Origin of the sequence: Ottowia flava, assembly GCF_008017535.1 — a bacterium.
GTDB lineage: Bacteria > Pseudomonadota > Gammaproteobacteria > Burkholderiales > Burkholderiaceae_C > Ottowia > Ottowia flava.
This window is the reverse complement of the sequence record NZ_VRUA01000011.1, coordinates 23,769-42,789: the sequence shown is the minus strand read 5'-3', so window position 1 is coordinate 42,789 and position 19,021 is coordinate 23,769. Positions and strand designations below refer to the sequence as shown.

Genomic DNA, 19,021 nt, shown 5'->3' with positions numbered 1-19,021 from the left:
ACCGTCGCTCAGGCAGCTTATTGCACGAAACCCATGCCCCGCGACTCGCGGACTTCGGGCTTGATGCGGTGTTCGGCCTCCAGCTGTTCCAGGAATTCGTGCACCGAGAAGTCGGTCGCCAGAATGTCGGTCTGGCGCTTCACGGCGGCGAAGTCACCTGGGCACAGTTGCTCCAATTTTGCTAGCTGCCTGCGCACGTCTGGTGTCATCAAATCGGCATTTCCCTTCAAGGCTTCGGTGATGAACATGCGCTCGCGCTGTTCGGCCGTCAGGGGCTTGAACTTGATCTTGAAGGTGAAGCGGCGCAGCGCCGCCTGATCGATGCGGTCAAGGAGGTTGGTGGTGCAGATGAAGACGCCGTTGTGGCGTTCCATCTGCTGCAGCATTTCGTTGACCTCGGTGACCTCGTAGCTGCGCTGTGCGCCGCGGCGGTCGAGAAGGAAACTGTCGGCCTCGTCCAGCAGCAGCACGGCCTTTTCCTGCGTCGCTTCTTCGAACATGGCGGCCATGTTCTGCTCGGTCTCGCCGACGTACTTGCTGACCAGGTCGCTCGCCTGCTTGATGATGAGCGGCTTGTCCATCTGCTGCGCGATGTACTCGCCCAAAGCCGTCTTGCCGGTGCCGGGCGCGCCGTAGAAGCACAGCGCGCCGTGGCCGCGGGCCTTGAGCGCTTCGACGATGCGCGGGATCTCGAAACGGCTTTCGACGTTGAGCATGCCCAGGTCGTAGGTGGTGACCTGGCGCCGACCTTTGTGCGCGCTGCTTTCCTTGCGGCCGAGCGCGGCGTCGGAGTTCTTGAGCTGGCGCTCGATCAGCGCTTCGAAAGCCTCGCCACCGGGCGCTTCGCCCACGTGTGCCAGATCGGCAAAGCGCACAGCCGTGCGGATCTGCGCGGGCGTCAAACCCTTGCGCTCGGTCAGCTTGGCGACGAATTCGTCGCTCACGGCCACGCCGTCGAGCGACTTGCGCACCAACTGCTCGCGCGCGCCGGGGGGCGGCGATTTGAGTTCGAGGTGGTAGGCAAAGCGGCGGCGGAAGGCCGGGTCGATCTGCTCGATGCGGTTGGTGACCCAGATCGTGGGCACCGGGTTGCTTTCCAGGATCTGGTTGACCCAGGCCTTGCCGTTGACCGAATGGCCCACAGCCGCCGCCAGCGCCTGCTGTTCGGCACGCGCCATCAGGCCGGCCGCGTCCACGCTGATGGGCGGGAACACGTCCTCCACTTCATCGAACAGCAGCGCGGCCTCTTGCGAGCCTTTCAGGAACACCTGGGCGATCTGCATGGACCGGTAACGGTCGCGTCCCGACAGGCTGTTGCCGTCGCGGTCGGCGTATTCCACCTCGAACAGGTCCAAACCCGCCTCGGCCGCAGCGACTTTGGCGAGTTCGGTCTTGCCGGTGCCGGGCGGCCCGTACATCAGGACGTTGACGCCGACAGCCTTGGTCTCCTGCGCCTTGCGCAACAGGTTGACCAGCACCTGCACGTCGTCGCCGACGAAGCCGAAATCGGCCACTTTCAGATCGCTCTTGCTCGCGGGCCGGGTGAACACCGCCATCAGCTCGGCGCGGTCGCGGTATTCGCGCATGAGCACGGGTGGCAGCTTCTCGCTGACCTTCATGAGGTCGGCCAGATCGGTGATGCTGTGCTCAGAAATCAGGTTTTCGACCAGTCCGATGCGCTCCAGACGGCCGCCGGCGCGCAGCGCTTCGCCGACTTCGGCGCCCGTCACCCCGGCCAAGCGGCCGATGGCTTCGTACGCCTCAGGCGCGTTGTTGACCTTGAACTCGACCAGCAAGCTGCGCAAATCGCGTTGGTAGCGCGCGAGCGTGCCGTACAGCAGCAGCGCGCGCTCGGCCTTGTTGAGCTGCAGCAGGTTGGCCAGCGCGTCGATGTTTTTTTCGACCAAGGTCGATTGCTTTTTGAGCGCGTGCGTCAGCCACTGTCCGGTGCTGTTGAGCAGGGCCAGCAGGTCCTTGGGCGAATCCTTGGCGTACTCGTCCAGGTAAAAAAACAGCGTGCCTTCCTCGTACGGACCGCGCCAGACGCCGTGGCGTTCCAGGAATTCGATGGGCGACAGGGCTTCGTGGCCGCGCCAGAATTCGTTGTCCTTGCAGCGGCGCTCAAGGAATTCGCGCAGACGGGTGAGCACGGGCTCCGGCCACATCAGATGCCGACCAGCCAGCGACATCAAGCCGTTGATGTCACGCCGCACATTGAATTTGGAGCCTTGCTGCGCTGCCAAGGTCAGCACGAAGTGCGAACACATCAGATCCAGCACCGGGGCATTGGCCAGCCCGGGTGCTTGCAGCAAACCCGCTTGTCCACCGACCGAGATCGACCGTTTCGCCATTGCAAGCCTCCTTGAGAGCAGGGCGCCAGACACACGCACCTTAACGCAATCGCCTGGGTGCGGGAAGACACTTGTGAACCCTTTCGAGACCGCCAAGTTTCATGCCGCTGTCAACTATTTCTCGGATACGCCACGCGTTATGCCGCGAAAGCTTGACGCATCGGGGCCATGCATGAGGACATGTCAGGTTGACGCAGGGGTATCAGGCAGGGATGATCGGTTCGCCACCCTGAGTGGAACGAGAGAGGAACGACGACATGAACGACATGAGCACGCTGTGGGGCTCCATGCAGAACGCCATGGGAACGCATTTGCCACAGGTTTTGGGCGCGCTGGCCATCTTCATCATCGGCTGGTTTGTGGCCGCTCTGGTAAAGGCCGGCGCCCGCAAGGGTCTGGGTGCTTTGCGCATGAACGACCGCTTCTCCGGCTCCACCGGCCAGAGGGTCGACATCGAGGGGGTGGTGGCCCTGGCGCTGTTCTGGGTGGTGATGCTGCTGACGCTGGCCGCCATGTTCAACGCGCTGAACCTGGCCATGGTGTCCGGTTCCTTCGCCGCGCTGACGACGCAATTGTTCGAATACGCCCCGCGCGTGCTGGGCGCGTTGCTGCTGGCACTGCTGGCCTGGCTGGTGGCGACGCTGGTGCGCGGCCTGATGCAGAAAGTGCTGGATCGCACCACGCTCGACGAAAAGCTGTCTGAACATGCCAACATGTCGCCGATCAGCGAAAGCCTGTCGAACGCGCTGTTCTGGTTGGTGATTTTGCTGTTTGTGCCCGCCATCCTGGGCGCGCTGCAGATGGAAGGCCTGCTGGCCCCGCTGCGCGAGATGACGACCAAGGCGCTGGACGTGCTGCCCAACATCGTGGCGGCGCTGATCATTGGCGGCGTAGGCTGGATCGTCGCCACCGTGCTGCGCAACCTGACCACCAACCTGCTGCGCTCGGCCGGCGCCGACCAGATCGGCAACAAAGCCGGTCTGGCCGACACGGTGCAGATTTCCAGTCTGGCGGGTCTGCTGGTGTTCATCGTGGTGTTCGTGCCGGCGCTGATCGCGGCGCTGGATGCGCTCAAAATCGACGCCATCTCGCGTCCCGCCACCGACATGCTGGCGCTCCTGATGGACGCGGTCCCGCGCATCGTGGCTGCCGGGCTGATCCTCGTCGTCACCTGGATGGTCGCAACCTTTGCCACCCGCATCTTGGCCAGCCTGCTGGCCAGCGTGGGCCTGGACACCGTGCCGGCGCGCCTGGGCATGGAACACGCGTTCCAGAAAGCCAAGCCGTCCATTCTGATCGGGCGCATCGCCCTCATTTTCGCCATGCTGTTCGCCGTGGTGGAGGCGGGCAACCAACTGGGCTTCGACCGCTTCAGCGACATGATCATGACTTTTGTCGAGTTCGCGGGCGACGTGCTGCTGGGCTCGGTGATCCTGATCATCGGCTTTATGCTGGCCAACATCGCCTATGAGGCGATCTCGCGCGCCAGCGGCGAAGGCGGTCGCGGCACCATCGTGGCGCGGGTGGCGCGCTTTGCCATCCTTGGCATCGTGCTCGCCATGGGCTTGCGCGCCATGGGCATCGCCGACGACATCGTCAACCTGGCCTTCGGCCTGACCCTGGGGGCGGTGGCGGTGGCGTTTGCCTTGGCTTTCGGCCTGGGCGGGCGTGAAGCTGCCGGCCGACTGGCCTCGCGCTGGGTTGACCGGCTGACCAGCAAGACGCCGCCGACCGAAGATCCGCCCATGCCGCATTTCAGTCCGGACCCGCTGGCCGAGCCGCGGACCCCGCCAGCGGCCACGCCGCCGTCGAACGATTTGCCCTGAGCTGATGGCGTGGGGCGGCCCTTTGCGCCTTGGCGCTTGCTGCAACGCCCTGCCGCTAAAATGATCGATTCCTTACGTTGAAGAGGCCTTCATGTCTGCACCCGCCCACGACGAGCACGAGCAAGTGCCGCAAGATCCGGTTGAAGAAGTCACCAAGCACATTCCGGTGGTCGTCCCGCTGGCTGGCGCGATCATGATGTTTCTGCTGGCCTTTATCGCGGTGAAGATGGCCTGAAGGCCCGCTGTTGGTTTGGTGGATCAAATCAGGTGCTGGCGCAGTATGGATCTGCGCAGGCAGCTAGAAAAAACATAGCACAAAGCCGCATCCCGGGCACTGGGGTGCGGCTTTGTGCCGTCTGTCAGCCACAGGTGGGTCAGGTTTCATAAAATCGTCACTTGGCGCCGCAGCAGGCGGCAGTGGCCGAGGCAGACCTGCCAGCGGGCCACGCCCGACGCGCCGCAAAGTGCCCCCCCGAAGTCCCCTTTCCCAAGGCGATCCGGCTTTCGGAAAGACGATTGACATACTTTGGAGCTTTTCCCATGAACGCACCTTTGACCCCCGGGTTGATCAAGGACCTGAACACCCCGGCCTACGTGAAGAACGCCAAGCTCATCGCCTGGGTGGGCGACATGGTGGCGCTGTGCCAGCCCGACAACGTCTACTGGTGCGATGGCAGTCAGGCCGAGTACGACCGCCTGTGCCAGCAGCTGGTGGACGCCGGCACCTTCAAGAAGCTGAACCCCGCCAAGCGCCCGGGCTCGTTCCTGGCCTGGTCCGACCCGTCGGACGTGGCGCGCGTGGAAGACCGCACCTTCATCTGCTCGGAAAAGCAGGAAGACGCCGGCCCCACCAACAACTGGACGCCGCCGGCCGAGATGCGCGCCAAGCTGCAGCCGCTGTTTGACGGCTGCATGAAGGGCCGCACCATGTACGTAGTGCCCTTCAGCATGGGCCCGCTGGGCAGCCCGATCGCCCACATCGGCGTGGAGCTGTCCGACAGCGCCTACGTCGCTGTCAACATGAAGCTGATGACGCGCATGGGCAAGGGCGCGATCGACGTGCTGGGCGACGATGGCGAATTCGTGCCCTGCGTGCACACCGTGGGCGCGCCGCTGGCTGCCGGCGAAAAGGACCAGACCAGCTGGCCGTGCAACCCCGACGTGAAGTACATCGTCCACTACCCCGAAACGCGTGAGATCTGGTCCTATGGCTCGGGCTACGGCGGCAACGCGCTCTTGGGCAAGAAGTGCTTTGCGCTGCGCATCGCCTCCAACATGGGCCGTGCGGCTGCTGGCGGCCCCTCCGGTAGCCCGGGCTGGCTCGCCGAGCACATGCTGATCCTGGGCGTGACGTCGCCCGAAGGCAAGAAGCACCACGTTGCCGCCGCCTTCCCCAGCGCCTGCGGCAAGACCAACTTCTCCATGCTGGTGCCGCCCGAAGGCTTTGCCGGCTGGAAGGTCACCACCATCGGCGACGACATCGCCTGGATCAAGCCCGGCGCCGACGGCCGCCTGTACGCCATCAACCCCGAAGCGGGTTACTTCGGCGTGGCCCCCGGCACCAACATGCTCACCAACCCCAACTGCATGCTGAGCCTGAACCAGGACGTGATCTTCACCAACGTCGCGCTGACCGACGATGGCGACGTCTGGTGGGAAGGCATGGAAAAGGACCAGGGCGGCCTGCCCGCGCACCTGATCGACTGGCAAGGCAAGGACTGGACGCCCGAAGACGGCAAGGCCGGCCGCAAAGCCGCCCACGCCAACGCGCGCTTCACCGTGGCCGCCACCAACAACCCGGCGCTCGACCCGGCCTGGGACGACCCGGCGGGTGTGGCGATCGACGCCTTCATCTTCGGCGGCCGCCGCTCGACCACCGTGCCGCTGGTGACCGAGGCCCGCAACTGGACCGAAGGCGTCTACATGGCCGCCACCATGGGCAGCGAAACCACAGCCGCCGCCTTTGGCGCGCAAGGCGTGGTGCGGCGCGACCCGTTCGCCATGCTGCCCTTCTGCGGCTACAACATGGCCGACTACTTCGGCCACTGGCTGGCGCTGGGCGACAAGCTCAAGGGCCAGAGCGCGCAGCTGCCGGGCATCTACTGCGTCAACTGGTTCCGCAAGGACGCCGACGGCAAGTTCGTCTGGCCGGGCTACGGTGAAAACATGCGCGTGCTGAAGTGGATCGTCGACCGCGTGGAAAACCGCGCCACCGGCACACCCACTATGTTCGGCGTGGCCCCGACCTACGGCGAGATCAACTGGACCGGCCTGAACTTCACGCCCGAGCAGTTCGCCACCGTGACGAACATCGACAAGGCCGCCTGGCAGGACGAATTCCGCCTGCACGAAGAACTGTTCGCCCAGCTGGCGCAGGGCCTGCCGCCCGCCATGGAGCAGACCAAGCAGGTCATGGAAGAGCGTCTGGGCGCCGAAGCCTGACGCATATACCGCGCGGCGCTCGCCGCGTGGCCAGAAAAAAAGCCCCGCTTAAGCGGGGCTTTTGCTTGGTGACCGGGCGTACCGAGCATCAACCGATCCCGTGCGCGCGCATCAAGGCTTCCTCGTCGCCCGATACCCAGCCGAAAATCCTCGGCGGCCCGTCCAGCTGCTGCACCAGGTAGTGCACTTCAAAGTCGATCGCCACGTCCGACCCGCCGGCCCGGGCGTAGGTGGCTGTCCAGGCGACGTGGGCGACGCAGTGCAGGGCGTCGATCGGGCTGTGGCGCACGCTGCGCAAGGCCATGGATTTCGTTCCCAGCCGTCGATAGCGTTCGAAGCCCTGGCGCATGACATCGGCCAGCTGTTCGTCGTTGCGGCCCACGCTCACGCCGGCGGGCGTGGCGGCCACAAAGGCGGCGGCGTACGACGCGGCGACCGCCGCGAGATCGGCGCGATCCGTCAGGCCTTCCTGAAAAAGCTGCTGGTAGCGCTCGAAAAAAGCTTGCAGGGTGGGCAGATCCATGGGCGTGGCCGATCAAGGTTGACCGGGACGATCATGGAAGCCGACGCTGCCGGCGTCAACACGGCCCTGACGCCGCCGTGCGGGCGCCGAGGGCGGTTCAGGCTGAAGGGGAGCGGGAGCCGCGAAGGCTTTAGCGCACCACGCCCAGATAGGCGAGGGCGGCGCTGCGCAGCTCGGCGGCACGGCGGGGATCGGTGCCGGCGCTGGCTTCAGCGGTTTCCATCAGGCGGGTGGCGTGGCAGTTGCCATGGCCTGTGGCGCGTTGCAGGTTGCCTTGGGCCGAAGGGGCCAGGGCGCGTTGGATCAGTCGGATCAACATGTCAAAGTGCGGTGGTCCGGTTGATTGGCCGGGTCCGCGGGTGGATGGCTTTTGGCCGATGCCTTCATTTTAGGCAAGGCCGTCGGAAAAAACTAGGGTTTACCCTAGACTCCCCACTCCAATCCGCGTTGGCGCAGGGGGCGCCTGGGGCATTTGGCCAAAGCGCGTCGCGTTCGGGCAACAATGGTTGCTTTCCGACTGTCGCCTGCCCTGCTGCACCGCCTGCACCGCCGCCATGAAGATTCAGCTGCTGGCCGATCTGCACCTTGAAACATCACCCGACTTCGTGCCGACGCCTGCGCCAGGCGCCGACCTGCTGGTGCTGGCGGGCGACATCGGCTCGTACCAGCGCGGCTCGCAGCTCACGGCGCGCGGCGTGCCGGACTTCGGCCTGACGCCGTTTGCCCGCCACGCCGACGGCACGGGCTGGCCGGTGCCGGTGGTTTACGTGCCCGGCAACCACGAGTACGACGCGCTCGACTTCGATGACAGCCACGCGCGGCTGCGCGAAACGGCGGAACGTCTGGGCCTGATCTGGCTGGAGCGCGAAACCCGCGTGCTGGACGGTGTGCGCTTGGTCGGCACCACGCTGTGGACGGACTTCGACGCGCTGGCGCCGCGCGGCCCCACCGCCAGCCTGACGGCCCAGCTTACGGCGCGCGAAAAGGCCTTCCGCGCCGCCAACCACTACCTGCGCATGGCGGCGACCACGCGCGCTGGCCTGCCGTTCCTGGCCGAGGAGATGCGCGAACAGGCCCTGGTTTGCCAGGATTGGCTGCGCGCAGCGCTGGCCGAGCCGTACGACGCGGGGCCGACGGTGGTCATCACCCACTTCGCGCCGAGCCTGCGCAGCGCCGACCCGCGCTACGGCCTGACGCCCGGCACGGCGGGTTTCTGCAACGCGCTGGACGAATGGTTGCTACAGGCCGATTTGTGGCTGCACGGCCACCTGCACTGCGCGCTGGACTACCGCGTCGGGCGCTGTCGCGTGGTGGCCAACCCGCTGGGCTACGCCAGCAAGGGCGAACAGGCGGCGTTTCTGCCCACCCTAACGCTGCCGGTCGAGCGGGTTCTGAACGATGCTCCACTGACAGCGGCCGATCGCGCAGTCCCTTGATTTGACGCACCGCGGAACCTGAGGCTGGGCTTAGACTCGGACGGTAGTGTGAGTGTTAACCATCGTTTCCATTTTGATCGTTGAGGAGAGCGCATGAAGGTCCTACTGGCCGTCGACGGCAGCAACTACACCAAGAAGATGTTGGCTTACCTGACCACGCACGAGGATTTCATCTCGGGCGCGGCCGAATTCACCGCGCTGACCGTGATGCCCGCCCTGCCGCCGCGTGCCCGCGCAGCGGTTGGCAAGGAGGCCGTGGACAGCTATTACGCCGAAGAATCGGCCAAGATCCTGGACCCGGTGGTCAAGTTCCTGGGTCGCCACGGCATGCAGGTCAAGGCGGTCTCCAAGGTGGGCCAGGCGGGCGAAACCATCGCCAAGTTCGCAGGCGCCGGTCAATTCGACCTGCTGATGATGGGCTCGCACGGCAACAGCGCCCTTGGCAATCTGGTCATGGGGTCCGTCGCCACCAAGGTGCTGGCCGGTTGCGAAGTGCCGGTGCTGTTGGTGCGTTGATCGTGCCGGGCCTGCGCAGCGGGCCTCAGTGGAAAGCGCCTGCCTGCCAGGCGCTTTTTTATGTCATTTTGGCCTCTGGCCCTACAGCCACCTGCGCGACAAGCTACCTAAAACATAGCAAATACCCCGCTGCGCTAATGCAGCGGCCGTGCCCGCGCCGTGCGCAGAAAGTCGATCAGCAGCTCGTCGAACGCGTCCGGCTGCTCCAGGTGCGGCAGGTGGCCGGCGCCGGGCAGGGTGACGCTGCGCGCGCCGGGCAGGGCGTGGGCCATCGCCGCCAGCGTGGCGGGCGGCGCCACGCGGTCGTGTTCGCCCGCCACCAGCAGCGTGGGCGCGGCGATCTGCGCCAGCGCGCTGCGGCGGTCGAAGCCGCGCATCGCCTCGAGCGCGCGCCGCCAGATGGCGGCGTGACCCTGTGCCTGGCAGAAGGTCGCCAGCTGCACCCCTTCAGGCAGAGCGCCGGGGCTGACCAGGCGCGGCAGCAGCGTGTCGGCGATGGCGTCCATCGACTTGCCCTCGTCCAGCCAGCGCAGGCCCTGGGCGATGTGCTGGTCGTAGGCGTCGCCCGGCAGCACGGCCGGCGCGGTGGCCACCAGCACCAGCTGGCGCACCAGATCGGGCCGGCGCACCGCGACTTCCTGCGCCAGCATGCCGCCCATGCCGTGGCCGACCAGGGCGACGCTCTGGCGGGGTGACTCGGCCATCAGCACTTCGATCAGGTGCACGCAGCTGGCGGCCAGCGCCATGAAGCTGTAGGGCTCGACCGGCGTGCTGAGGCCGTAGCCGGGCATGTTCCAGGCCACGCCACGGAAACCGAGACTGGCCAGCGCTTCGACCTGGGGCGCGAAGGCGCGAAAGCCGCCGCCCGAGCCGTGCAGCATCAGCACCGTGGGGCCGTGCCCCAGCATGGAAAACGTGGGAAGAGCGGGCATGCGGCTATCGTAAGCCCAGCGCTGGCGGACGCCGCGCGCGATCACCCTGGCGACCATGCCAGCACTGCGCCCTCGCTATGATCCGTGGCGAGCATGTGCGCTGCCGCATGCGCGCCGCCTATGCTTTCCCCGCACCCGCACAGCCCTCCAGAACCCAGCTCGCGCCAATTTCGCGGCGCCATGGGCATGTTCGCGACCGGCGTGACCATCGTCACCGTGCGCGGCGAAGCGGGCGAACTGGCGGGCCTGACGGTCAATTCCTTCAATTCGGTGTCCATGCACCCGCCGTTGATCGTCTGGAGCCTGAGCCTGCGGTCCCACTCGCTGCCGACCTTCTGCCGTGCGTCGCACTACGCCATCAACGTGCTGGCGGCCGACCAGCATGCGCTGGCCTTGCGTTTTGCGTCGTCGTCGGGCGATCGCTGGGCCGGTGTCGACTGGCGGCCCGGCGTGGACGGGGTGCCGCTGATCGCTGACGCGCTGGCGCACTTCGAATGTGCCAACCACAGCCACCAGACCGAGGGCGACCACGAGCTGTTCATCGGTCGGGTCGAGCGCTGTACCCACCGCACCGACGCCGAGCCGCTGATCTTCCACGGCGGCAAGTTCTTCGCTGAGCAGGCGCTGTGAACCGCCTGCTGGTCGATGGCGCGGGCGTGCTCGTCGCCGCGCCCCACCCGCCTCTTTTTTACACCCGCCGATGACGACCGAGCGCAAAGACCATCTCGACACCCGCGCCGGCACCATCCTGCTGGCCTGCTGCCTGTTCTGGGGTGTACAGCAGGTGCTGGTCAAGGCCACGTTGCCGGAATTGGCGCCGGTGTTCCAGGCAGCGGTGCGCTTCGTGGGCGCCGCCGCGCTGCTGCTGGTCTGTTGCGCCTGGCGCGGCGTGAAGCTGTTTGAGCGCGACGGCAGCCTGGGCGCCGGCCTGCTGGCGGGCGTATTGTTCGCGGCCGAATTTGCCGCCATGTACCTGGGGCTGCAATACACCACGGCGTCGCGGCTCACCGTGTTTCTGTACACCTCGCCGTTCTGGGTGGCGCTGATCTTGCCGCTGCTGGTGCCGGCTGAGCGCCTGCGCCCGGTGCAATGGGTTGGCCTGGCCTGTGCCTTTGCCGGCGTGGCCTTTGCGCTGCGCGAAGGCTTTACCCACGGCGGCGCGGGGCTGACCTGGCGCGGTGACCTGCTCGGCCTGGCCGCGGGCGCGCTGTGGGGGCTGACCACCGTCACCATCCGTGCCACCACGCTGGCGCGCCTGTCGCCCGAAAAAATGCTGTTCTACCAGGTGATCGTGGCGGCGATCGGCCTGCCGCTGCTCTCACTGGCGCTGGGCGAGGCGTGGAACTGGCAGTGGTCCCACTTTGCCGCCACGTCGCTGGCGTTGCAGACGCTGATCGGCGCCTTTGCCAGCTACCTGGTGTGGATGTGGCTGCTGGCGCATTACCCGGCCACCAAAATTTCGGTGTTCGTGTTCCTGACGCCGCTGTTCGCCCTGGCCGCTGGCGCGCTGTGGCTGCGCGAGCCGATCACCGGCAGCCTGGTGGCGGCGCTGACGCTGGTGGCGCTGGGCATCGTGCTGGTCAATCGGCGGGCACCGACGCGCGCTTGACGCCTGCGCCGGCACGGGCCGGCGGCCCAAGTGCACTACAGTAGTTGTAAATCACGCCCGGCGCCCCCATATGGCCGGGATCGGGCAGGCCGCAAGGCCTGTCGCCGCAGCCACCCACCGCAGCACATCCATGCAATTCAAGGACTACTACCAGATCCTGGGCGTCGACAAGTCGGCCACCCAGGACGAGATCAAGAAGGCCTTCCGCAAGCTGGCCCGCAAATACCACCCCGACGTCAGCAAGGAAGCCGACGCCGCCGAACGCATGGCCGAGGTTAACGAGGCCAACACCGTGTTGTCCGACCCCGAAAAGCGCTCCGCCTACGACACCGTGGGCGCGCAGGCCTGGGCGGCCGGTGCGCGGTCGGGCGACGACGTGCGCCCGCCGCCGGGCTGGAACAGCGGCTACACCTACGGCGAGCCGGGCGGTGGCGGTGGCGCGGACGGTTTCCGGGCGCATTTCAGCGGCGGGGACGACGGTGACTACAGCGAGTTCTTCGAACAGATGTTCGGCCGCGCGCACGGCGGCGGAGGCGGCGGCCGGCGCGCGTCCGGCCGTGCGCAGGCGCAGATGCGCGGCGAAGACCGCCACGCGCGCATCGAGCTCGATTTGATCGACGCCTACAAGGGTGCCGAGCGCCACATCAACCTGCGCGGCGCCAAGCTGGACGACGCCGGGAACGTGGTGCCGGAAGACCGCACGCTGGAAGTCAAGATTCCCAAGGGCGTCAAGGAAGGGCAGATGATCCGCCTGGCCGGCCAGGGCGGCGCTGGCTACAACGGCGGCCCGGCGGGCGACTTGATGCTGGAAGTGCAGTTCCGCGCCGACCCGCGTTACCGTGTGGACGGCCGCGACGTGACCCAGCGCGTGCGCATCAGCCCGTGGGAAGCGGCCATCGGCGGCGGCGTGGAAGTCACCACGCCCGACGGCGCGACGGTCGAAGTGACCGTGCCCGCCGGTTCGGGCAGCGGGCGCAAGCTGCGGCTGAAGGGGCGCGGCATCCCCTCGTCGACTGCGCCGGGCGACTTGTACCTGGAGCTGGAAATCGCCGTGCCCAGCGCCGTGACCGACGCGCAAAAGGCCGCCTGGGCCGCCTTGCGCGACGCCTACCCCGGCTTCAACCCCCGCAGCGCCTAAGCGCCGACCCCTGGATTACGGAGACCGAACCCCATGGCTTCCCAACCCATTGCGATTCCTGCCGAACTGGTCGAGTTGCTCGACGACGCCGCGCTTGACCTGCCCACGTTGGCGCGCACCTGCCGCGTCACCACCGAATGGGTGCTCACCCGCGTCGAATCCGGCGTGCTGGCGCCCAGCGTCGGCCGCGCCGCGACCGAGTGGCGTTTTGCCAGCACCACCGTCGTGCGCGCCCGCCGTCTGGCTGACCTGGAGCAGACCTTTGAAGCCGACCCGCAACTCGCCGCACTGACGGTGGACTTGATGGAAGAGGTGGCCGATCTGCGCCGCCGGCTGCGCGAACTGATCTGAGGCGCGGCACCCGCGCCCGAACGGCGCACGCCGCCGGGGCGACAGGCCGTGTACGGTCGCGCCCAAAGCTTTTTTGAGCACAAAAAAGACTGCCCGCGCTAGAGAGATCTGCGCGGGCAGCTATGTTTACAGGAGCGCATCGGCGCCGGGCCGATGCCGCCGGTGCGGGGTCGCTCAGTACCCGAAGCCGACGCCCACCCCGCCGTGGCGGCCAATGCGGCCACCGATCGACAGGTTGACACCCACCGGCGCCACGTAGCGCGGGGCCGGCCGCACGTACACCGGCGCCGGATAGCTCTGGTACACCGGGGCGGCGTACGGGTAAGGCTGCGGGAACGCTTGCGGGTAGGGCTGCGGATAAGGCGCGGGGTAGACCGGCTGCTGCGGGTAATAGCCCGCGTCGTAACCCGGCTGCGCCACCTCGCCCCCCGAGGGGTAAGACGAATACGCCGGCGGCACCGGGTACGTCGCCACCGGCGCGGGTTGCACCGGGTAGGTTTGCGCGCCGTCGTTGTAACCGTAGTTCGGCTGGTTGTAATAGCCGCCCTCCGGGTTGGGCACCTGTAGCCACTGGCCCGGCGCCTGCGCCGTGCGCGTCTGGTACTGGCGGCCGTTGTACTCGTAGGTCACGTCGTAGCCCGTCACGCGCTGGCTGTAGCCCGTGCCGCAGTTGCCATAGCCGTTGTTGTAGGCCTCGGCCGTGTTGCCCAGGATGGCGCCACCGATGGCGCCCAGAATGGCGCCGGCGATGTGGCCGTTGCCCTTGCCGATCTGGCTGCCGATCAGCCCGCCGGTCACCGCACCCACGCCGGCACCCGCACCGCTGGTGGGGCGGCCGTACGGCCTGCAGTCCTGTACCGGCACCTGTTCCACCACGGGCTGGGCACCCAGCACGCGCGCATTCACCATCGACTGCGCTTGCGCCGCCGTGGCCGCCACGCCCAGCGCCGCCAGCACGGCCAGGCGCACAGCGAAGGCAGAAGACGTAGAGCTTTTCATCTTGGGATCCTCAAAAAAGAAGACAGAGCGGCCCCATTGTGGGCCGCCTTCCCTCTGAAAACGCCCGAATGTGCCCCCGGGCTGACCTACTTTACACCCCGGATACCAAGTCGCAGACCGGTCGCAGCGCGGTTCAGGGTGGTCAAAAACCATAGCGACTTGCGCAGGTGTATCTAAGGCTGATGCCAGATTTCATGTTTTTTTTGGGGAGCCGCCGTTTTGCCCGCCGCGCCGACGGGCCATTGCACGCAGCCCGTGGCCAAGGCATGCTGGCTGCGCAGGCGGTGTGCATCTGTTCGACACCGCGGGCGTGGCGGGGCTGGAGCCTGCCGTACCCGGCAGCAGCGGCGTGTCGGGCGACTGGGTGAACGAAATCCACCTGACACCCGGCGGTTACGCCAAGGTCGGCAAGGTGTTCGGGCCGTGGATCGAGGAGCGGTTGGCGCGGTACGCAGGCTGATCACAAACCCTGAGTCCCTCCCGCCGATCAAGCCTCGGGCGGCAGCTTGGGCACCACAAACCGCCACACGGCCCGCAGTGCCAGCGCGGTCAGCGCCAGGCCCACCACGCAGACCGGCACGCGCAGGCCGGTGTCGGACCAGTTGGAATAGGTCATCAGCGCCGCGGCCTGGGCGGTCATGGCCAGGGCGATGGTGGCCAGCGCGTGCTGCGGCATGGCCAGGCGCGCGCGGTAGTCCGGCGAGGTCAGGCCCCACAGGGTCTGGAACAGGCAGGCCGCGCCGATGGGGATGGCCAGCCACACCACCAGCACCAGTGGCAGCAGGTGGTCGATAGCCCAATGGAACAGCGGCTGCGGCCCGCGCAGGGTCAGGCCGTACAGCTCGAACGCCATCCACAGGCCGCCAGGCAGGGCGCCAAAGACGGACCAGCGGTACAGGCGGCGGCTGGGGTGCACGGGCTCAGGCGCCGGGCTGGCGCGACAGGTGCGCCTGCGCGAATTCTTGGTACCAGGCCAGCGAGGCCGGGTTGGCCATGGCTTCGCGGTTGACGACCTTGTCCAGTGGCTGGCCGAGCAGCAGCTTCTTGATCGGCAGCTCCTGCTTCTTGCCGGAAAGCGTGCGCGGGATCTCGCTGACCTGGAACACATCGTCCGGCACGAAGCGCGGCGACAGCGCGGTGCGGATGGCGCCGGCCAGGCGTTGGCGCAGCGCGTCGTCCAACGTGACGCCGGGGCGCAGCACCACGAACAGCGGCATGTAGCTTTCGCGGCCCAGGTATTCCAGGTCGACCACCATCGAATCCAGCACTTCAGGGATGCCCTCGACCGCGCTGTAGATCTCGCTCGTGCCCATGCGCAGGCCGTGGCGGTTGATGGTGGCGTCGCTGCGGCCGTAGATCACGCACCATTCGCCCTGGCCCTCGTCGTCACCGATCTTGAGCCAGTCGCCATGGCGCCAGACGCTGCCGGACTCGGGGCCCAGGTCGCCGCCGCCGGGCTTTCGGCCATGGCCGGGCGGGTACATCTCGAAATAGCTGGCCCTGTAGCGCGCGCCGTCGGTGTCGCCCACCAGGTACAGCGGCATCGACGGAATGGGCTGCACGCACACCAGTTCGCCCACCTGGCCGACCACGGGCTCGCCCGCGTCGTTCCAGGCTTCCACCGCGGCACCCAGTTGGCGGCACTGCATGACGCCGGGGCGCTGCGGCAGTTCGCGGTGGCCGCCGATGAAGGCGCCGCAGAAGTCGGTGCCGCCGGAGATGTTGGCCCACCACATGTCCTGCTGCTCGGGCGATTGGGCGATGCGCCGGAACTGCTCGTTGCCCCAGGTCTGCACGTCGGGCGCCAGCGGCGAGCCGGTGCTGCCCAGCGCGCGGATGCGGCTCAAGTCGCCGCAGGTCGACAAATCGACGCCCGCCTTCATGCAGCCGGCGTAGAACGCGGCGCCCGCGCCGAAGAAGCTGACCTGGTGGCGCGCGGCAAAGCGCCACAGCACCGTCCAGTCCGGCGCGTCCTTGGGGCCGCCGGGGCTGCCGTCGTAGATCACGACGGTGGTGCCGGCCAGCAGGCCGGCCAGCTGGGCGTTCCACATCACCCAGCCGGTCGAGCTGTACCAGTGGTAGCGCTCGCCCAGTGTCATCGGGTCGTAGCTGCAGCCGATGTCGTTGTGCAGCACGCCCAGCATCTGCATCACCAAAATCATGCCGCCGTGGCCGTGCACGATGGGCTTTGGCAGGCCGGTGGTGCCGCTGGAATACACCACCCACAGCGGGTGGTCGAACGGCAGCCAGGCCGCTTCAAACGCTGCAGTTTCTGCATCATTTCGGGCTGCAGCGCTAGAGAAATCTGCGCAGTCAGCTACTGTTTCTGTAGTGCCGAGGTTGCGCTGCAACACCACGTGCTGCACGGTCGGCAAGCCGGCGCGCAGCTCGGCCAGCACGCTCAGGCGGTCGATGTCGCGGCCCGCCCACGTCACGCCGTCGCAGGCGATCAGCACTTTGGGCTCGATCTGCTTGAAGCGGTCCAGCACGGCGCTGGTGCCCATGTCCGGCGCGCACACGCTCCACACCGCGCCCAGGCTGGCCACGGCCAGGAAGGCGACCATGGTCTCGGGGATGTTGGGCAGGTACGCCGCCACGCGGTCGCCCGGCTGCACGCCCTGCGCGCGCAGGTGCAGCGCGAGGGAGGCGACCTGGCGCTGCAATTCCGGCCAGCTCAGGGTGCGCACCTGGCCCTTCTCGTTGTCGCTGATGATGGCCGCCACGCCTGCCGCGTCGGCTGGCGCCACGTGGCGCATCACCTGGCGCGCGTAGTTCACCTGCGCGCCGGGGAACCACACCCCGCCCGGCATGGCGTTCCGGGCCAGCACGCCGGCGTGTGGCGTCGGCGAAGCCATCTTGAAATAGTCCCAGATGCTTTGCCAAAAGGCGTCCAGCTCTGTCGTCGACCAGGCCCAGAGCGAGTGGTAGTCGTCGAAGCTCAGGCCGCGCGTATCGCGCAGCCAATCCTGAAAGCGGCGGATCTCGGGGATGCGGGCGGAGGAGGCGGGGGCTTGGCTCATGCCCCATTATTGGCCCAGCCGCGTGCCCGTGGCGCGGTCAGCACCGGGGCAAACCCTAGGGTTTGTACGACTGTCCAATTAAGTTGGACAAACGTCCAATGCCGGTCATGACCACCCCTGCTGTCCGCCCCCGCAGCCGCACACCGCGCGGTGCCGCGCGGCCGGACCGTCGTCAGGCGATCCTGCTGGCCGCCGAGAAGTTGTTTGCCGAGCAGGGCTATCACGCCGTGTCATTGCGCCAGATCGCCGCCGAGGCCGAGGTGCCGCTGGCGTTGGTGGGCTACTACTTTGGCGCCAAACACGAGCTGTTCCACGCCGCGTTCGAGCGCTGGAGCCCGACCATCGACGCACGCCTGGCTCTGCTGCGCGAGGCCACCACCGACCGCAAACGCCCGACGCTGCGCCGCATCGTGCAGGCCTTTGTCGACCCCGTGTTGGCCCTGCGCGCCAGCGCCGAGGGCGAGTACTACGCGATGCTGGTCGCGCGCGAACTGGCCTACCGCACGCCCGACGCCGACCGCGTGCTGGCCGAGTACTTCGACCCGATGGCGCACGCCTTCATCGACGCACTGCACACGCTGCGCCCCGACGTGCCGCGCGCCCAGGTTGCGTGGGCCTACCAGTTCGCCATGGGGGCGCTGCTGCACCACATCATGGACCACCGCGTGCAGCGCCTGTCCCATGGTGAGAACGCGCCGCACGACCCAGCCGCCGCGCCGCTTTTGATCGACTTCATGACCGCAGGCATTGATGCCGCGCTCAAAGCCCCGCTTTCCCAACGCTGATGCCCACCTGGAGACAAAAAACCATGAAACGCCGACTGCTTGCCACCGCCGCGCTGTGCGCCCTGACCGCGACCGCCTTGCCCGCGCAAGCCCAGCAGACCATCCGCCTGACCGCCGCCGCTGGCCATCCGCCGGTGTTCCTGTGGGTCAAGCTGATCGACGAGTACTTCATCCCCGAGGTGGACAAGCCCCTGGCGGCCGGTGGCAAGCACAAGATCGAATGGACCAAGGCCTGGGGCGGCACGCTGATCAAGATCGGCTCTGAATCGAAAGGCATCTCGGACGGCGTGGCCGATCTCGGCTTTGTCAGCACGATCTTCGAAGCGCCCAAGTTCCCGATGCAGAACGTGAGCTACTACGCGCCGTTCGGCACCAGCGACATTGGCACCGTGGCCGGCGTGGTCAACGACATGCAGACCAGCATTCCAGCGATGGGCCAGGCGTGGACGAAAAACGGCTTGGTCAGCCTGGCCGGCACCGCGCTCGACAGCTACCACATCTGGACCAATTTCCCCATCAAGTCGGTCGACGACCTCAAGGGCAAGAAGATCACCGCGCCCGGCCCCGCTGCCAACTGGATCAAAGACACCGGCGCCGTCGCCGTGGCCGGTAACCTGAACACGTACTACGAAGACATCAAGTCGGGCGTGTCCAACGGCGTGATCACCTTCGCCACCGGCGCCTGGGGCGCCAAGGTGCATGAGGTCGCGCCCTACATCACTAAGGTCAACTTCGGCTCACAGTTCGCGGGTGCGTTGGCCATGAACAAGTCGCGCTTCGACAAGCTGCCGCCGGAAGTGCAGAAGGTCTTCCGTGAAGTCTCTGCCGAATACGGCAAGCGCTTTGCCGCCGCGCAGGCCGAGGCCGCCGACGGCCTGCTCAGGAAGATGGCCGACGCGGGCGCCAAGGTGAGCGAACTCACGCCTGCCGAGCGCACCCGCTGGGCCACCACGTTGCCGCCCATCGCCAAGACCTGGGCCGCCGATTTGCAGGGCAAGGGCATGCCGGGCGACCAGGTGCTGAACGGCTACATGAATGGGCTGAAGAAAGCCGGCGCCCAACCCGCACGCGACTGGGCGGTCAAGTAAGCGCG

At 67.2% G+C, this 19,021-nt stretch carries 19 protein-coding genes; 12 read left to right on the top strand and 7 right to left on the bottom strand.

From position 1 onward, the window contains the following. Positions 1–17: 17 nt before the first annotated feature. Positions 18–2,351: an ATP-binding protein gene (locus tag FVQ98_RS12195; protein ID WP_147913721.1), complete on the bottom strand. Its 2,334-nt coding sequence runs from the start codon at positions 2,349–2,351 to the stop codon at positions 18–20. A 257-nt stretch (positions 2,352–2,608) separates the two neighbouring features. Between FVQ98_RS12195 and FVQ98_RS12190 the strand changes: the two genes are divergently transcribed. From FVQ98_RS12190 to FVQ98_RS12185, 3 genes are all read left to right on the top strand, one after another. Then, positions 2,609–4,177 carry a mechanosensitive ion channel gene (locus FVQ98_RS12190; protein WP_147913720.1) on the top strand — a complete coding sequence of 523 codons (1,569 nt, stop codon included), beginning with the start codon at positions 2,609–2,611 and terminating at the stop codon, positions 4,175–4,177. 91 nt (positions 4,178–4,268) lie between these two features. Further along, positions 4,269–4,412: a hypothetical protein gene (locus tag FVQ98_RS19690; protein ID WP_187265717.1), complete on the top strand. Its 144-nt coding sequence runs from the start codon at positions 4,269–4,271 to the stop codon at positions 4,410–4,412. A gap of 305 nt (positions 4,413–4,717) precedes the next feature. Further along, complete coding sequence (locus tag FVQ98_RS12185) at positions 4,718–6,619, top strand: phosphoenolpyruvate carboxykinase (GTP) (protein ID WP_147913719.1); 1,902 nt, start codon at positions 4,718–4,720, stop codon at positions 6,617–6,619. Between the two features lie 88 nt (positions 6,620–6,707). On the opposite strand, the gene FVQ98_RS12180 is transcribed toward FVQ98_RS12185, so the two are convergent. Then, positions 6,708–7,142, bottom strand: a complete 435-nt coding sequence (locus FVQ98_RS12180) for a nuclear transport factor 2 family protein (RefSeq protein WP_147913718.1) — start codon at positions 7,140–7,142, stop codon at positions 6,708–6,710. A 130-nt stretch (positions 7,143–7,272) separates the two neighbouring features. Next, the gene (locus FVQ98_RS12175) at positions 7,273–7,461 is read right to left on the bottom strand and encodes a hypothetical protein (RefSeq protein ID WP_147913717.1); all 189 of its coding nucleotides are present in this window, start codon (positions 7,459–7,461) and stop codon (positions 7,273–7,275) included. Between the two features lie 235 nt (positions 7,462–7,696). Here FVQ98_RS12175 and FVQ98_RS12170 point away from each other — a divergent pair, with 235 nt between their 5' ends. After that, positions 7,697–8,578 carry a metallophosphoesterase gene (locus FVQ98_RS12170; protein WP_147913716.1) on the top strand — a complete coding sequence of 294 codons (882 nt, stop codon included), beginning with the start codon at positions 7,697–7,699 and terminating at the stop codon, positions 8,576–8,578. A gap of 93 nt (positions 8,579–8,671) precedes the next feature. Beyond that, on the top strand, positions 8,672–9,094 hold the full coding sequence (locus tag FVQ98_RS12165; protein WP_147913715.1) for a universal stress protein: 423 nt from the start codon (positions 8,672–8,674) through the stop codon (positions 9,092–9,094). A 134-nt stretch (positions 9,095–9,228) separates the two neighbouring features. On the opposite strand, the gene FVQ98_RS12160 is transcribed toward FVQ98_RS12165, so the two are convergent. Continuing rightward, positions 9,229–10,026 carry an alpha/beta fold hydrolase gene (locus tag FVQ98_RS12160; RefSeq protein ID WP_147913714.1) on the bottom strand — a complete coding sequence of 266 codons (798 nt, stop codon included), beginning with the start codon at positions 10,024–10,026 and terminating at the stop codon, positions 9,229–9,231. Between the two features lie 120 nt (positions 10,027–10,146). Here FVQ98_RS12160 and FVQ98_RS12155 point away from each other — a divergent pair, with 120 nt between their 5' ends. The 4 genes from FVQ98_RS12155 to FVQ98_RS12140 all read left to right on the top strand — a co-directional run bounded on the left by FVQ98_RS12155 (position 10,147) and on the right by FVQ98_RS12140 (position 13,124). Further along, a complete protein-coding gene (locus tag FVQ98_RS12155) occupies positions 10,147–10,656 on the top strand; it encodes a flavin reductase family protein (protein ID WP_147913713.1) in 510 nt (169 codons plus the stop codon). Between the two features lie 70 nt (positions 10,657–10,726). Further along, a complete protein-coding gene (locus FVQ98_RS12150) occupies positions 10,727–11,635 on the top strand; it encodes a DMT family transporter (RefSeq protein ID WP_147913712.1) in 909 nt (302 codons plus the stop codon). A 130-nt stretch (positions 11,636–11,765) separates the two neighbouring features. Next, positions 11,766–12,773, top strand: coding sequence for a DnaJ C-terminal domain-containing protein (locus FVQ98_RS12145; RefSeq protein WP_147913711.1), 1,008 nt, complete (start codon positions 11,766–11,768; stop codon positions 12,771–12,773). Positions 12,774–12,806: 33 nt separating this feature from the next. Then, positions 12,807–13,124: a chaperone modulator CbpM gene (locus FVQ98_RS12140; protein ID WP_147913710.1), complete on the top strand. Its 318-nt coding sequence runs from the start codon at positions 12,807–12,809 to the stop codon at positions 13,122–13,124. A 174-nt stretch (positions 13,125–13,298) separates the two neighbouring features. Here FVQ98_RS12140 and FVQ98_RS12135 read toward each other — a convergent pair whose 3' ends face one another. Next, entirely contained in the window at positions 13,299–14,123 is an 825-nt protein-coding gene (locus tag FVQ98_RS12135) for a glycine zipper 2TM domain-containing protein (RefSeq protein ID WP_147913709.1), read from the bottom strand. A 286-nt stretch (positions 14,124–14,409) separates the two neighbouring features. On the opposite strand from FVQ98_RS12135, the gene FVQ98_RS19685 reads away from it, so the two are divergent. Beyond that, a complete protein-coding gene (locus tag FVQ98_RS19685) occupies positions 14,410–14,583 on the top strand; it encodes a hypothetical protein (protein ID WP_187265716.1) in 174 nt (57 codons plus the stop codon). Positions 14,584–14,610: 27 nt separating this feature from the next. Here FVQ98_RS19685 and FVQ98_RS12130 read toward each other — a convergent pair whose 3' ends face one another. Together FVQ98_RS12130 and FVQ98_RS12125 are read right to left on the bottom strand one after the other, a co-directional pair. Next, positions 14,611–15,039: a hypothetical protein gene (locus tag FVQ98_RS12130; RefSeq protein WP_147913708.1), complete on the bottom strand. Its 429-nt coding sequence runs from the start codon at positions 15,037–15,039 to the stop codon at positions 14,611–14,613. Positions 15,040–15,043: 4 nt separating this feature from the next. Next, entirely contained in the window at positions 15,044–17,143 is a 2,100-nt protein-coding gene (locus FVQ98_RS12125; RefSeq protein ID WP_147913707.1) for an acetoacetate--CoA ligase, read from the bottom strand. Between the two features lie 107 nt (positions 17,144–17,250). Between FVQ98_RS12125 and FVQ98_RS12120 the strand changes: the two genes are divergently transcribed. Together FVQ98_RS12120 and FVQ98_RS12115 are read left to right on the top strand one after the other, a co-directional pair. Then, positions 17,251–17,928, top strand: coding sequence for a TetR family transcriptional regulator (locus FVQ98_RS12120; RefSeq protein ID WP_255507755.1), 678 nt, complete (start codon positions 17,251–17,253; stop codon positions 17,926–17,928). Between the two features lie 23 nt (positions 17,929–17,951). Beyond that, positions 17,952–19,016: a C4-dicarboxylate TRAP transporter substrate-binding protein gene (locus FVQ98_RS12115; protein WP_187265715.1), complete on the top strand. Its 1,065-nt coding sequence runs from the start codon at positions 17,952–17,954 to the stop codon at positions 19,014–19,016. The last annotated feature ends 5 nt before the right edge of the window (positions 19,017–19,021 follow it).

Bases quoted from the DNA above. Each gene is read 5' to 3' on its own strand.
- FVQ98_RS12140 (WP_147913710.1), top strand. From the start codon at position 12,807: ATGGCTTCCCAACCCATTGCGATTCCTGCCGAACTGGTCGAGTTGCTC.
- FVQ98_RS19690 (WP_187265717.1), top strand. From the start codon at position 4,269: ATGTCTGCACCCGCCCACGACGAGCACGAGCAAGTGCCGCAAGATCCG.
- FVQ98_RS12125 (WP_147913707.1), bottom strand. From the start codon at position 17,143: ATGAGCCAAGCCCCCGCCTCCTCCGCCCGCATCCCCGAGATCCGCCGC.
- FVQ98_RS12175 (WP_147913717.1), bottom strand. From the start codon at position 7,461: ATGTTGATCCGACTGATCCAACGCGCCCTGGCCCCTTCGGCCCAAGGC.
- FVQ98_RS12120 (WP_255507755.1), top strand. From the start codon at position 17,251: ATGACCACCCCTGCTGTCCGCCCCCGCAGCCGCACACCGCGCGGTGCC.
- FVQ98_RS12170 (WP_147913716.1), top strand. From the start codon at position 7,697: ATGAAGATTCAGCTGCTGGCCGATCTGCACCTTGAAACATCACCCGAC.
- FVQ98_RS12155 (WP_147913713.1), top strand. From the start codon at position 10,147: ATGCTTTCCCCGCACCCGCACAGCCCTCCAGAACCCAGCTCGCGCCAA.
- FVQ98_RS12180 (WP_147913718.1), bottom strand. From the start codon at position 7,142: ATGGATCTGCCCACCCTGCAAGCTTTTTTCGAGCGCTACCAGCAGCTT.
- FVQ98_RS12185 (WP_147913719.1), top strand. From the start codon at position 4,718: ATGAACGCACCTTTGACCCCCGGGTTGATCAAGGACCTGAACACCCCG.
- FVQ98_RS12115 (WP_187265715.1), top strand. From the start codon at position 17,952: ATGAAACGCCGACTGCTTGCCACCGCCGCGCTGTGCGCCCTGACCGCG.
- FVQ98_RS12190 (WP_147913720.1), top strand. From the start codon at position 2,609: ATGAACGACATGAGCACGCTGTGGGGCTCCATGCAGAACGCCATGGGA.
- FVQ98_RS12150 (WP_147913712.1), top strand. From the start codon at position 10,727: ATGACGACCGAGCGCAAAGACCATCTCGACACCCGCGCCGGCACCATC.
- FVQ98_RS12195 (WP_147913721.1), bottom strand. From the start codon at position 2,351: ATGGCGAAACGGTCGATCTCGGTCGGTGGACAAGCGGGTTTGCTGCAA.
- FVQ98_RS12160 (WP_147913714.1), bottom strand. From the start codon at position 10,026: ATGCCCGCTCTTCCCACGTTTTCCATGCTGGGGCACGGCCCCACGGTG.
- FVQ98_RS12145 (WP_147913711.1), top strand. From the start codon at position 11,766: ATGCAATTCAAGGACTACTACCAGATCCTGGGCGTCGACAAGTCGGCC.
- FVQ98_RS12165 (WP_147913715.1), top strand. From the start codon at position 8,672: ATGAAGGTCCTACTGGCCGTCGACGGCAGCAACTACACCAAGAAGATG.
- FVQ98_RS12135 (WP_147913709.1), bottom strand. From the start codon at position 14,123: ATGAAAAGCTCTACGTCTTCTGCCTTCGCTGTGCGCCTGGCCGTGCTG.